The organism is Acetobacterium wieringae (genome assembly GCF_023700225.1).
Classification (GTDB): domain Bacteria; phylum Bacillota; class Clostridia; order Eubacteriales; family Eubacteriaceae; genus Acetobacterium; species Acetobacterium wieringae.
Window position 1 is genome coordinate 3,062,719 of sequence record NZ_CP097897.1, and the last position, 13,209, is coordinate 3,075,927.

Annotated in this window: 12 protein-coding genes and 1 pseudogene; 2 read left to right on the forward strand and 11 right to left on the reverse strand. The window is 44.8% G+C overall.

The window, feature by feature from the left end:
* Positions 1 to 40: 40 nt before the first annotated feature.
* The 5 genes and pseudogenes from CHL1_RS15010 to mtgA form a co-directional block, all read right to left on the reverse strand.
* Positions 41 to 1,506 (reverse strand): annotated as a pseudogene (locus CHL1_RS15010) (glycine betaine uptake BCCT transporter).
* A 101-nt stretch (positions 1,507 to 1,607) separates the two neighbouring features.
* Positions 1,608 to 2,255 (reverse strand): glycine betaine-specific corrinoid protein MtgC, encoded by a 648-nt coding sequence (gene mtgC / locus CHL1_RS15020; RefSeq protein ID WP_228878302.1) that lies wholly within the window; start codon positions 2,253 to 2,255, stop codon positions 1,608 to 1,610.
* 29 nt (positions 2,256 to 2,284) lie between these two features.
* Positions 2,285 to 3,715 (reverse strand): glycine betaine--corrinoid protein methyltransferase, encoded by a 1,431-nt coding sequence (gene mtgB, locus CHL1_RS15025; protein WP_070370239.1) that lies wholly within the window; start codon positions 3,713 to 3,715, stop codon positions 2,285 to 2,287.
* Between the two features lie 21 nt (positions 3,716 to 3,736).
* The gene (locus CHL1_RS15030; protein ID WP_070370240.1) at positions 3,737 to 5,311 is read right to left on the reverse strand and encodes a glycine betaine uptake BCCT transporter; all 1,575 of its coding nucleotides are present in this window, start codon (positions 5,309 to 5,311) and stop codon (positions 3,737 to 3,739) included.
* Positions 5,312 to 5,351: 40 nt separating this feature from the next.
* Complete coding sequence (gene mtgA / locus CHL1_RS15035; RefSeq protein WP_250933719.1) at positions 5,352 to 6,272, reverse strand: [methyl-Co(III) glycine betaine-specific corrinoid protein]--tetrahydrofolate methyltransferase MtgA; 921 nt, start codon at positions 6,270 to 6,272, stop codon at positions 5,352 to 5,354.
* Between the two features lie 467 nt (positions 6,273 to 6,739).
* Here mtgA and CHL1_RS15040 point away from each other — a divergent pair, with 467 nt between their 5' ends.
* Complete coding sequence (locus tag CHL1_RS15040; RefSeq protein WP_250933721.1) at positions 6,740 to 7,102, forward strand: PAS domain S-box protein; 363 nt, start codon at positions 6,740 to 6,742, stop codon at positions 7,100 to 7,102.
* Positions 7,102 to 8,172, forward strand: a complete 1,071-nt coding sequence (locus CHL1_RS15045) for a sigma-54 interaction domain-containing protein (RefSeq protein WP_250933723.1) — start codon at positions 7,102 to 7,104, stop codon at positions 8,170 to 8,172. Before CHL1_RS15040 ends, CHL1_RS15045 begins: the two co-directional genes overlap by 1 nt.
* An 89-nt stretch (positions 8,173 to 8,261) precedes the next feature.
* On the opposite strand, the gene CHL1_RS15050 is transcribed toward CHL1_RS15045, so the two are convergent.
* From CHL1_RS15050 to CHL1_RS15075, 6 genes are all read right to left on the reverse strand, one after another.
* Complete coding sequence (locus tag CHL1_RS15050; RefSeq protein WP_070370243.1) at positions 8,262 to 8,519, reverse strand: RDAC family protein; 258 nt, start codon at positions 8,517 to 8,519, stop codon at positions 8,262 to 8,264.
* 89 nt (positions 8,520 to 8,608) lie between these two features.
* Positions 8,609 to 9,730, reverse strand: coding sequence for a S8 family serine peptidase (locus tag CHL1_RS15055; protein ID WP_250933725.1), 1,122 nt, complete (start codon positions 9,728 to 9,730; stop codon positions 8,609 to 8,611).
* Positions 9,711 to 10,427 carry a S8 family serine peptidase gene (locus CHL1_RS15060; RefSeq protein ID WP_250933727.1) on the reverse strand — a complete coding sequence of 239 codons (717 nt, stop codon included), beginning with the start codon at positions 10,425 to 10,427 and terminating at the stop codon, positions 9,711 to 9,713. Before CHL1_RS15060 ends, CHL1_RS15055 begins: the two co-directional genes overlap by 20 nt.
* Positions 10,428 to 10,779: 352 nt before the next feature.
* Positions 10,780 to 11,403 (reverse strand): DUF47 domain-containing protein, encoded by a 624-nt coding sequence (locus tag CHL1_RS15065; RefSeq protein ID WP_070370245.1) that lies wholly within the window; start codon positions 11,401 to 11,403, stop codon positions 10,780 to 10,782.
* A gap of 17 nt (positions 11,404 to 11,420) precedes the next feature.
* Positions 11,421 to 12,467, reverse strand: a complete 1,047-nt coding sequence (locus CHL1_RS15070; RefSeq protein WP_250933729.1) for an inorganic phosphate transporter — start codon at positions 12,465 to 12,467, stop codon at positions 11,421 to 11,423.
* A 140-nt stretch (positions 12,468 to 12,607) separates the two neighbouring features.
* The gene (locus CHL1_RS15075; protein ID WP_250933731.1) at positions 12,608 to 13,180 is read right to left on the reverse strand and encodes a hypothetical protein; all 573 of its coding nucleotides are present in this window, start codon (positions 13,178 to 13,180) and stop codon (positions 12,608 to 12,610) included.
* Between the last annotated feature and the right edge of the window lie 29 nt (positions 13,181 to 13,209).

Consider the following 13,209-nt stretch of genomic DNA (forward strand, 5'->3'; position numbering starts at 1 on the left):
TGATTATTTCATCCGATCATTGATCGTTTCGGGACACAATTTAATTGTTTTTCTCGCTGGCAAATGCCTTGTAGATGGCCACACACATCATGATAATAATCAGTAAAAACGGCAGGGCCATAATGATTGAGGTATTTCGCATGGCAACCAGGCCACCACTAAAGAGTAGCACGATCGCCATCAGGGAGAGCAGCGTCCCCCAGATAATTTTAATGCGGGTATCCGGATTCAAATCACCATTTCGGGAAAACATCCCAATAACAAAGGTAGCCGAATCGGCCGAGGTCACAAAAAAAGTAATAATCAGAATTGTTGCCACAACGGAGATGATGCTCCCCAGCGGCAAATGGGCCAGGGTCGCAAACAAGCCGATTGTCACATCACTCGTCACTTTGGCGACTAAATCAACTCCGTCAAAAATTTCAAAATACAAGGCAGTTCCGCCAAAAACCGTAAACCAGATACAGCAAAAAATCGCTGGTAGAATAATGACGCCCAGGACAAATTCTTTCACTGTCCGACCCTTCGATATTCTGGCGATAAAGGTTCCCACAAAGGGACCCCAGGACAGCCACCAAGCCCAATAAAAAATTGTCCAGGTACCAATCCAGGGATCTTTTTCAAAGGGTGATAAGGCCAGACTCATGGGCAGCAGGTTCTGCAGATAGCCGCTGAGACTGACAAAAAAAGTATCAAGAATAAACACGGTGGGGCCAAAGATAAAAACAAACAGCAAAAGCAACACGGCAATAATGATATTGGTGTTGCTGAGTATTTTTATTCCCTTGTCCAGGCCGGTGGTTGCTGAAATCAAAAACATAATGGTGATCACAATAATAATAACAACCTGGGTCGTGATATTGTTGGGGATATTAAATAAGGTGTTTAAACCGCCGTTAACCTGCAGGGCACCCATTCCCAGCGACGTTGCCACCCCGATGACGGTTAATATCAGCGCCAGGATATCGATTACATGACCAATCGGCCCCTTGCTTTTTTCTCCTAAGAGGGGGTAGAGGGTGGAACTGATCAGGCAGGGCATTTTTTTTCGGAAGGTGACATAGGCCAGAGCCAGTCCGACAATCGCATAGATCGCCCAGGGATGAAGTCCCCAATGCAAAAAGCGTAGCGAAACGCCATCATCGCCGACTGATTTGAAGACGGTTCGATCCCCATCGGTGGTTGGGCATAATGAAAAACCGGTTCGGCGACGCCCCAGAAAACCAGGCCAATCCCCATCCCAGCGCTAAAGAGCATGGCAAACCAGGAAAAGTTGGAATACTCGGGACGGGCATCGTCATCCCCCAAACGGATTTTTCCAAAGCGGCTAAAGGCCAGATAAAGTGAAAAAGCCAGAATTCCCAGCACCGTTACCAGGTAAAACCAACCCAGATCATTGGTAATCACTCCAAACAACTGACTGGTGGCTCCCAACAGCTGTTCCGGGAATAAAAAACCAAAAATGAGAAACAACAGAATTAGTATAATTGAAACGTAGAATACCATCGTGTTCACTTCCTTTGATGCCAGAAAGGTGCCAAAATTAAAATCATTTTGGCACCTGTTCGGCAATGTTAAATTATTTTATCATCGTTTCAGATAATAGTCTAGGCTAATAATTGTTTACACAGTTCAACCGCTTCATCAGCTGTTTCGGCCCAGCCATCAGCGCCAATGTCTTCGCCCCATTTAGCACTGGTCGGGCCACCGCCGATAATAATTTTGTACTTGTCACGAAGATTATTATCATTGAGGTACTCAACCAATGTTTTTTGCGATTTCATGGTGGTGGTCAGCAGGGCGCTGGCAGCGATAATTTTTGCTCCCACTTCGTCCGCTTTAGCCACAAAATCTTCGGCTTTCTGATCGATCCCGATATCGTAAACTTTAAAGCCAGCCGAGGTCAGCAGGGCTCCGACAATATTCTTGCCGATGTCATGAATGTCCCCTTCAACGGTTCCCAGTACAATTTTACCCTTGTCTTCATAACCGCCTTCGCCTTCACCGGCAGCCAGCACTTCTTCAAGAACATCCATCCCGGCTTTCATGGCATCTGCCGCCATCATAACATCTGGTAGGAACGCTTCGCCATTTGTCCAGGCTTTACCCACTTCTTCAATCCCCCCGATAAAGCCCAGCTGAACGGCCTGTACCGGGTCTACTTTTTCAGCGATGACTCGTTCAGCCAACTCAACCGCTAAATCTTCATCACCATCCACAATTGCATCTTTAATTTCATCAAAAATTGTACTCATTATTCTTCTCCTTTTTACCTTTATTATTGTTATTTAATCAATTCTTTGGTTCGTTTTTCAATAAATGCTTCAATTTTGGCTTTCACGTCAGCATCCAGTTCTGGAGCAGTGTAATTTGCCAACACTTCCTGCCATCGGGCTTTGGCTCGCTGGTTGGTATCCAACCCATCTTTGGCCCACGCATCAAATGACTGTCTGTCACTTAAGGCTGGTCGGAAGAATTCGGTTTTAAAATTCTTACGCGTATGTTTCTGAGTCAGGAAATGTCCGCCTGGTCCTACAGTCTTAATGACGTCAAAGGCCATTTTTTCATCGCTATCACAATCAAAACCTTTTAGGTAGCGCAATACCATACCGGCGATTTCATCATCTACCATGAACTTTTCATAAGACATGGCCATGTAATATTGCAGAATCCCGGCTGTATGTAACACAAAGTTGACGCCGGTGGTGCTGGCTGCAAAGAGAACCATCATCGATTCATAACCGGCCTGGGCATCAACGGTTTTAGCATCACTCAAACCGCCGCCCCCACGACACGGAACACCATAGAACCGTGATAACTGGGCACTGGCTGATGCGAACAAGGCATTTTCCGGATTACCAATTGATAATGAACCGGTTGACATATCTGAGGCGGTAGAAGTTGATCCATAAACAACTGGAGTCCCGGGGTTGATACACTGAGCCAGGGTAATTCCTGCCAGAACTTCCGCATTCTGTAATGATAGCGCCCCTGCCATGGTAGCTGGTCCGGTTGATCCGGCCATTACCAATGAAGCAATAACCATTGGCTGTCCCGTTTCAGCGTAGGCCATTAAACCACCCAGCATTCGATCGTCATATTTAAGCGGTGTCACCGAGTTGATCAGGCAGATCAGAGCCGGTTTTTCTTTGATCACATCCAGTCCCCCATGAAGAATGGCGGTCATCTCGATGGAGTCTCTGGCAAATTCATAGCCAGATGAGCTACCCATAAAGCACTTGTCCGAATTGGTGATATGGCTGTAAGCCATTTTAAGATGACGGATGTCATCGGGCACATCAGTCGGTTCAACAACTGTCCCGCCGGTCATATGGATATTTTTGCTGGCACCAGCCAGTTTTACAAAATTATCATAGTCGGCCATGGTCGCATCGCGTTTACCACCATCTGCATCATAAATAAAGGGAGCGCCATAACCAGGCATGTAAATGGTATTACCATCGCCACAAACCAGATTGTGTTCAGGATTACGGGCATGCAGGGTAAACTGAGCTGGGGCCTTTTCAACCATTTCTTCGACAAAGTCCGGTTCCAGAAAAACGCGGTGTCCTTCGACCCGTTGACCATGTTTTTTGAAAATTTCGATGACCGGATCATACGAAAACTCAATCCCAATTTCCTTTAGAATTCTCATACTGTTCTTGTGAATCTTATTAATTTGTTCATCCGTTAATACATCAAATTTTGGTAACATCTAAAATACCTCTTTCTTTATTTATTCTTGACCTTCCACAGCCTGCTGTGCACTGCCAATGTTGTTTAACTCTTTACTGTTTATCAGTCCCTGGCTTTCATTGTAGTCGGCTTTCAGGGCTTTTAATATACTGACGCACATGACCAGCATGACCAGCATATAAGGGAAGGCGGCAACAATTGAAGCGGTTTGTAAAACTTTTAAAGCTGATGTTCCACCAACCAGGATCAGTACGATGGTAATGAGACCCTGGGCAATCCCCCAGCCGCCGCGAAGCTTTTTATCCGGATCCATATCGCCGCCGGAAGTCAACATTGCCAACACGTAAGTGGCTGAATTGGCTGCGCCAACAAAACAGACGACAATCAGGAAGATCGCCAGAATTGAGGTGATCCCATATGCTGGCAGCTGTTGCAGCAGTGCATAGAGTCCAGTCGTATAATCTGCGCCAACGGCAGCTTCAATGGCACCATTGCTTATTGCGTTTAGATTAAAGGCGGCACCACCATAAATGGCAATCCATATTAATGAAAAACCGGAAGGCAGTAAGGATACAGCAATAACAAATTCTCTGATCGTACGGCCTTTCGAAACCCGGGCGACAAACTGTCCTACAAACGGTGCCCAGGCAATCCACCATGCCCAATAGAAGACGGTCCAGCCGTTAACCCATTCAACATTTCCCATCCAGAAGGTTTGTCCCACCAGGTTTTGCAGGTAGGCGCCCAATGAATTGGTAAAATTATTTAAAATGTAAACACTGCCACCAAAAACAAAGATAAACACCATAAAGGCGATTGATAGCCAGATTTTAATATCTGCCGCCAACTGCATGGCTTTATGCAAACCGGAAACAGTCGCCAATGTAAAGATGGCTGTCATAATTGCAATGATAATCGAAATGGTCATTGGTGTCGCTTCAATGCCCCAGATGTAGTTAAGTCCAGTAGCAATCTGGCTTGATCCAAAACCAAGGCTGGTTGCGACCCCAAAAATAGTGGCAAAAACAGCCAGAATATCAATTGTTTTACCAATCGGCCCTTTTACCTTATCACCAATCAAGGGATAAAAGGCCGAACTGATCAGAAATGGCATGCCTTTTCTGAATTGGAAATAAGCCAGACCTAAACCACCGATGGCAAAAATGACCCAGGGGTGTAATCCCCAGTGAAAGAAAACGATTCGCATCGCCAGCTCCTGAGCCGCCTGCGTTCCGCCTTCACCCATTGGCGGGGTCAGATAATGCATGATCGGTTCTGACACCGACCAGAAAACCAGACCAATCCCCATTCCGCCTCCGAACAGCATCGAAAACCATTGAAAATTCGAAAACTCCGGTTTGTCGTCATCTTTTCCCAGTTTGATTTTTCCAAAGGGACTGACCACTAAACCGATGGCAAAAACGATAAAAATCCCCACCGCAACTAAATATAACCATCCAAAATTCGTTGTAATGATTGCAAACAGCTGATTAAAAACAGCGCTTGTGCCTTCAGTAAAAAGCAAGCTTAATAATACAAATACTAATGCAATCCCCGCTGAAACATAGAATACGGTTTTATCCTTCATCTTGGCAGCTGGTTTTTTTTCTTCCATCACACGTAATCCTCCTTCTAAATTTGTTTTTAGAATTTTTTTAGAATATTTTCATTAGTGGTGTTTCCAAAGTACCCAGTTTTGTGCCGGTAATTTTGTTGCAATAAGCCATCATGGCATCGGTTGTCGCAGTTGCCTGATATACCCAGCCTGCATTTGCCATTGGTCCATAAAGAATGAAATCAGCACCATGAGTAACTGGGAAAGTAAATACTGAGGCCCCTGCCGCTTCAAAATATGGGCTTCCTTTGGATCGCATTTTTTTCCAGAGGTATAAAGCATTTGACGCTGCACAGCCACCTGGTAAACCATATTGTTCCTTGATATCGCGAATCGCCATCGCTGTCCAACTGCTGCTGGCAACATCGAGCACGCCGGGGTCAATCAGGAATTGTTCCACGCCAGCTCTTTTTGCTTTGGTCAGCAGGCCCTCATGCTTTTCATCACCGACTAGCAGTTTAACCCGTTTGGCCGGTTGTAGATGCTTTTTACTAAACGCCAGAATAACGGCGGTCTTCACGCCGCAGGCCTGCATCACTTCAAGCTCATGCTCGGTACAGCTTTCTTCGAGTGAATTGTAGATGATGCGACTCATCGCTTCCGGGTCATTGGCAAAGTGCTTTAAGGTGTCAATTCGCACCTCAGGGCTGGGGCTGTCAAGCAAAATCGGCGACGTGGTATGCTTCAGAACAAACTCCACATGTTTGGTCAATGCCACCTCGGTGTCGCCAAGGACATCCACAATTCTAGGATTGCCAGTTTCTGCTGACAATTCCGCTTCAGCATCCAGTAAGACTTTGGCTGCATCTTCATCAAAGACACCTTTTTCTGAATCCTTAATAATTTTATGCCCCCGATAAAAAATACTGCCAATTAAAACCGTCGGATACTCCCCCGGTTGTCCACCAATTTTGGTGCCATTAATGTCGTAAACAAATTGATCTGTAGTAAATCTAAACATTTTGTACTCCTTCTAAAATAGAACTTAATAATTGCGAAACTCACAAACAAAAAACAAACTGCCCTTCTCCTCTAATCATCAGACCTTATGCGATGGCTTCTGTTTTTCTTTCTCGTAGTCGTATCGATTACAACTGCTTTTTTCTCCTTTCTTATATATTTACGAGATGTCGTGTTTGATCTGCCAATATGTATCGCAATTATCGTGCCAAAACAGCAAAATACCTTATATTCTATTTATAGCCATTTTTGACCATTCGTAACGAATTATTTTTTTCAGAAATGAAAAGCGACCCGTTTATTTTTCACTTTTGAAAAATCACGATTATTTTCTTTTTCACTTGAATAACAGACGATTTTGATTTATCATCAGTTCATTGATGAAAACGATTTGTATCTGGCGGTGTTTTCCCAGCTATGATGAAATCACACTAAATAATAAGGAGAACATATCTTAGGATATGTGATATGAAAATAATGATTACCAATGCCTTTAATCACAGTCCGGAATATCAGGCGTATCTGAAGACCCTCTCCAGCGAATTTTTTCTGGATATTCTGGAGAATAGTTTTATAGAGGTGACCGTTACCGATAAGGATGGCAAGGTTCTCTATGCCAATCCGGCCTGTCTGGAATACCATGGCATTTCTGCCGAAAAAATGTGGAAGTTAAATTTCTTAACCTCCTTCCAGGGCTTCTGGACTCCCCCTTCGACGGCAACTGCCATCAAAAAAAACACACCATTATCTCCCGCCAGCGGTCTCTGCTTACCGATGAGGAACACATCACCATCACCACTCCACTTTATAATCCCGATCACGAGTTGGTGATGCTGGTTTACAATACCTTAAAACGGGAGTCGTTTGTGGAGTTTGACCTGGACTATCTGAATCCTGAAAAAGAAACCGATGACGATGACGAACTCAAAGCCCACAAAGGTTCCCGTGAGGAACGAACCAAGGCCAGCAACAACATTGTTGGCCGCAGCTACATTCTCTACCAGACCCTGCATAAACTGAAGAAAGCGGCCAAATCCGATATCCCGATTCTGCTATTGGGTGAAAGCGGGGTTGGTAAGAGTCTGGTGGCCAAGTTTATTCATGATTGCAGCCCCCGGAAAGCCAACCCGTTTATTTCGATTAACTGCGCTTCCATTCCCGATAACCTGATTGAAAGCGAGCTCTTCGGCTATGTCCCCTATGCCTTCACCGGTGCCAGTCCCAAAGGAAAAAAGGGCCTGGTGGAAATGGCTGATAACGGCACCCTCTTTCTCGATGAAATCGGCGAATTGCAGCCCAATATCCAGGTTAAACTGTTGGATTTTCTGGAAAACAAACGCTTCACTTCGGTCGGTGGCTTGGAATCCAAAACCGTCAATACCCGGATTGTCACCGCCACCAACAAGAATCTGGAGGATCTGGTCGCTAAAAACAGCTTCCGGGAAGATCTCTACTGGCGAATTAACGGCATCACCCAAACCATCCCCTCCCTTCGGGAACGGCGGGACGATATTTTTCCGATTGCCCAGTATTATTTGAAGGAATACAATAAAAAATATAATCAGAATAAGGTTTTCTCAAATCCGGTAATCGAATCTCTGATTCAATACGACTGGCCGGGAAATGTCCGGCAATTGAAAAACGCCGTGGAGCAGATGGCAGTAATGAGTCTTGGCAGTGTTATCGGCATTGATAAACTGCCCGAACAACTGAGTTCCTTTTTCGCCAATGAGGGAATTAAAAAAAGACAGGTCATTTTTGATGACCTGGTTGAGAATTACAAACGGGGACTGATTGAAGATTATTTTGAGATCTACGGCAACATCAATGACCTGGCCGATTCTCTGGGGTTAAGCCAGACGACAGCTTATCGCCTGGTGAATAAGTACATCAAAAAATAACAACACCATAAACAGGGGGCTGAAAAGCTCCTTTTTTGGTGTTGTATTTAAGTGGGCCGATCCCACCAAGTCACGGTTTAATATGCTGTTTAAAATACCAGGGAACGATCCTTTGACCAGAACGATTTCTTATCCCAACTAAACTCGACATCGGCATGAATCTCGGTAAAATAATTCTGGATCAACCCATTCAAAACATCCAGGTTATCAAACCGATTATCTTTATCCATCGATTCAATCCACATGCTCTGCCCGCCGCAGGCATCACTCAAGTGCACCTTATACGCCAAATCCCGTTCTGTAATACGCCTATTTATCTCACTGATATTATCCCAGGTAATAATCATCTCCTGACACTCCTTTCATTAACGATTTCTCATTAGTTCTTGTACCCCAATAAGCTAATTTTATTCACTAATTTTTTATTATTTCTTTTTTAGCTGACAAACGGCCGACTGGTCGATCCGGGTGCCGCCGCACCTTTAGGGACAATGCGAATTTCGATCGCCTCCAGTCGCAGCGACTTTCCCTGAGTTCCGGAGCTACCGCCATTTTTGGCCCAATCCAACCAGCCGTAATTCTGGCTGTGAACCCGATAATAGACATCATAGCTGGTTGCCGCAGCGCCGGTCAAACGAATTTGAATCGCCTCCAACCGCAGGGATTGGCCAAAGGTTCCACTGGTTTGACCATCTCGCTTAAAACCCTGCCAACCAATGTTCTGAACATGGGTCTGATACTCAATCCCGAGATCATTGCCCAGATTATTCATTTTTATCTCAATTCCCTCCAATCGCAGGGATTGGCCTGATGTACCACTGCTCTGACCGTCACTTTTCCAGTCCTGCCAGCCGATATTCTGGACGTGGGTACGATAGGTCGACCCCACTGTGTCACTTGAATGAATGGCTGCCACCGCCAAACCCAACTGAATCAACCCACTACCATAGTAAGGATCGCTACCGGTTGTTCCCAGATCCAGGGCTGTACTTTTTAGAAGCGTTTCAACCGCTTCGGCATCGAGACTGGCATCCGCTGCCATCAATACTGCACAGGCGCCAGCCACAATCGGACTGGAAAAAGACGTACCACTGGCATATTCGTAGCCGCCACTTCTGGCGGTGGTTAAAACGGATTGGCCTGGGGCCACCAAATCCACCCGATCATTATACTGAGAAAAGGAAGCCCGGTTGTTATCCTTGTTTGTAGCACCTACCGATATAACATGGTCATAAGATGCCGGATAGGCATATTGTCCCACCCGGGAATTCCAGGACTCACCTTCGTTACCTGATGATGCCACCACTATTTTACCGGCGCTGACCGCCTCACTAACTGCTACCGCCAGTGAAGAAAAGGTTCCGTATCCGCCAAAACTCATATTGATGACCTTTACCTCCGGTCGCTCTGCAGCCGAAAGAATGGCAGCGCAAATATAGGCCACATCCAGCTGAGTATCCCCGCTATACATCCCCCCGGTACGGTAAGGGGCAATTTTAATATTGGCCAAACCGGAAATTCCCGCTGTGCCAATTCCATTATTGGTAACCTGCCGCAATACACCCACTGACAGCAGTACCGTGGCCAGCCAGATCCACCACGTTTGTCTTGCCGGTCACAAAATCATACCCGGCCACGGTGTTGCCAATCAGATCCGGATGATTGACATTTAATCCAGTATCAATCACAGCCACTACCACCGGGTCGGCATTGGATATCTGGTTCCAGATCTGATCGGCACCGATTCGTTGAAACTGCCAGGCCGAACCATTGGTCACATAAGGATCATTGGGCAATGATGTCACTTGAATTTTGTCGTTTTTATCCACCGTCAGGACATTGGGATTCTGGGCCAGATCAGCCATCAGCACATCCACATTTGTTTTATCACTGACTTCGATCAGATCAACCCGGTTCGATAGCTGCTCTCCAGAAGCCACCTCCTCGGTAGTCAATGCCAGCTCTTTAACATTGTCTTCACCACTTTTGGCGTAAACAATAATGATTTGCTGCTCCAGATTTTCGTTGGTATTCACTTCCGGCAGCTGTTCCATGGTTTCAATCTCGGTAGGTTCTCCATCACCGGATTCCGCCCCGTCACCCCCTGGCGCACTCATTTCCACTGGCGTTGTCGTCATAATAGACTGAACTGCCGGATTAACTGAATCTTCTGCGTGGCTCGTCGCTGGAAACAACAAACAAAAAACGGTCATGATTGCCAATCCTCGTTTTAATATGCCAAATCTCTTATTCATGATGTCCTCCTGCGCTGTTTCTGGCGTTGGTTTTGTTTACATTATCATTCATGATGTAATCCTTTACTCTTCTAATACTCATGCCATTTAGGATATATTACTATAACATAAATACTTTATTTTCTGCATCATTTCAGACAATGCTTAAAGATTTTAATATTATATTTGCTTAAACGGAACGATTTCTTTTGTAAATCAAACATCATAAAATTATTCCATATATTTTTAACATCACTTACTCTTAATACTGTCTTAAAGCGCCTCACATTATTGAAAGGGTCGCCAAAAAAAGAATCTACATCCATAGACTTTTCTTCATATCATTTTGTTTCTTAATATCTAATAACCAGCTTTATGTCAGCCTCACAATAATCCGATGCAGTACATCCACCGTTTCTTCCAGGTTTGTTGAAGCATCTTTGATATGATGATAAACTTCCCGTTTCTTTAGAGCCTCCATGGGGTCGGTTCCAGCAAATACAAACACCATGCCATCCATATAGAGTTTTTCGATTTCCCGGTGGGTCGCTCTCATTTTGCCCACCGCTTCCTCAGATTTGCCATGGTTCTTTTTAAGATCTTGAACCGCCTCAGCAAAAATTTCCACGCCTAAGTTTAACTGTTCCACCATACTGATGATGGTTTCATTGGCTTTGACATCAAAGGTTTTCATGGAAATCAGCGTTGACTGCGCGTATTTAAGAACCCGGTTCATCCCTACCGATATGGAGTAGATATCCCCCCGGTCAAAAGGCGTTGCAAATGCTTCCGTCAGATTTTTTTCCATTTCCATCCGGATTTCATCCGCTTCCTTTACATATCGGGTCAATGCTTCACAATCCGATTCTGCTGAGCTTTTCAACCAATCATATAATGCACCTACCCCCAATGCATTGCTTTGGGCCTGCATAAACAGCATCTGATGAAAATGATATTTTATTGGAAAAATCCGATCAATTATATTTCTTTTCTCCATTATGTTTTTCTCACTTTCTAAATCACATTAAAAATAACTGTTGTTATGGTATAAATAAAGGCGGATACCAAAGCCGACAAGGGAATGGTAATACACCACGCTACCAGAATTTCTTTAACGATACCCCAATGAACCATTTTATATTCATCGCCAGCACCTACTCCCATAATCCCACCAACGACAACATGCGTTGTTGAAACCGGTGCCCCAACCAGGTTTGCCCCTAAAATCGAACTTACCGAGGATAATTGCGAATTTAAGCTATGCAGCGGTTTAATATCAAAAATGCCCCGTCCCAGCGTCTTCATGATACTCCATCCACCCAGCAAGGTGCCCATGAACATGACAATTCCACCACTGACCCGAGCCCATAGCGGTGCCGAATGAACAACCGTGCCGCTCCAGGCGACCAGAGCCAATGTGAATAGCCCAATAATCTTTTGGGTATCATTGGACCCATGGCTGTAAGCAAGACCCGCCACGATGAACCACTGAATTTTATTGATCCGCTTATTGATGGAAACCCTGGCATTACGCAACAGCAGCTTTGTCATTTTTTCCAGAAAAAAGGCAATCGCAAAACCAATAACCGGAGACAAAAACAAGGCCATAATCACTTTTACAATACCGGTGATTTGGTGGCTGTCACCAATCAGCTCTGCCCAGCCCCATAAAATATGTTCATAACCAGAAGATACAATCACAGCACCAATGATTCCGCCGATGAGTGCATGGGTGGAACTGGAAGGCAACCCCAATTTCCAGGTTATTAAATTCCATAAGGTCGCTCCGAAAACTGCCGCAAAAAGAATCGTCAATAAAGCAGCATCGGTTGGCAGATCAATCAGCTCTGATATCGCATCAGCCACCAGATTCCCGCCGACTACCGCCCCAATCAGACCAAAGATAGAGGCGACCGCAATGGCTTGTTTCGGGCTGGCGGCTCCACAATTGATAAAGGTTGCCACCACCGAACTGGCATCGTGAAGCCCATTTGTCAATGCAAAAACAAGGCCGATTATAATGACTAAAACTAATATGATTGTGGCACTTACTGATATCATTTCTCCACTCCTGAAATCTTGCGAATATTCAACCTAATTTTATTTTTATTACCATATCAGCAGCCGGATAAGATGCCATAGTAATTACCCGATAAAAAATATCTCAAGCTGCCAAAAGACAGTTTGAGATATTGTTCTCATTAATCGAAAAACATCACATTACTGGTGGTTCCATCCGTTAGAAAGACAGCCTGAAGCATGGTTCCATCCTGGTTAACCCAAACCCTTATATAGCTAACCTTATTATCTTCAAAGGGAATCTGCGTTGCACTGGTTTCGGTCCCATCGCCGCCGAGGATATTTTTAACTTCGTCGTACGTTGCTCCATCGGGAATACTCTCTGCCTGCGCCTCGGTTACCGGCTTTGTTGTTAAAAAAGCCAGATCTTCGGTCATCGGATAAAACAAGGTTTTACTGGTAGCCAATCCATTTTCGTCAAACAAAACACTCACCCCAAAACCGGTGTTATCATTCACATATGCAAAGCTGTTTTTCATTTGGGCACTTTCGGTCGGAAGCACACCCAATTCGGCATCGACCTGTTCCTTGTTCTGATCTAATTGCACCTTATCATAAAACTCATACACGGTATCTCTCGAAACATTAGATTGACCGGTAGCACTGCCACTAGTTGTATTTCCGCCGCATCCTACCAGAACAGACACCAATATCATCACAACACCCGACACAAGCAATAACTTCAGTCTATTCATTCCATAACCCTTGCCTTTCTTAATTTCAG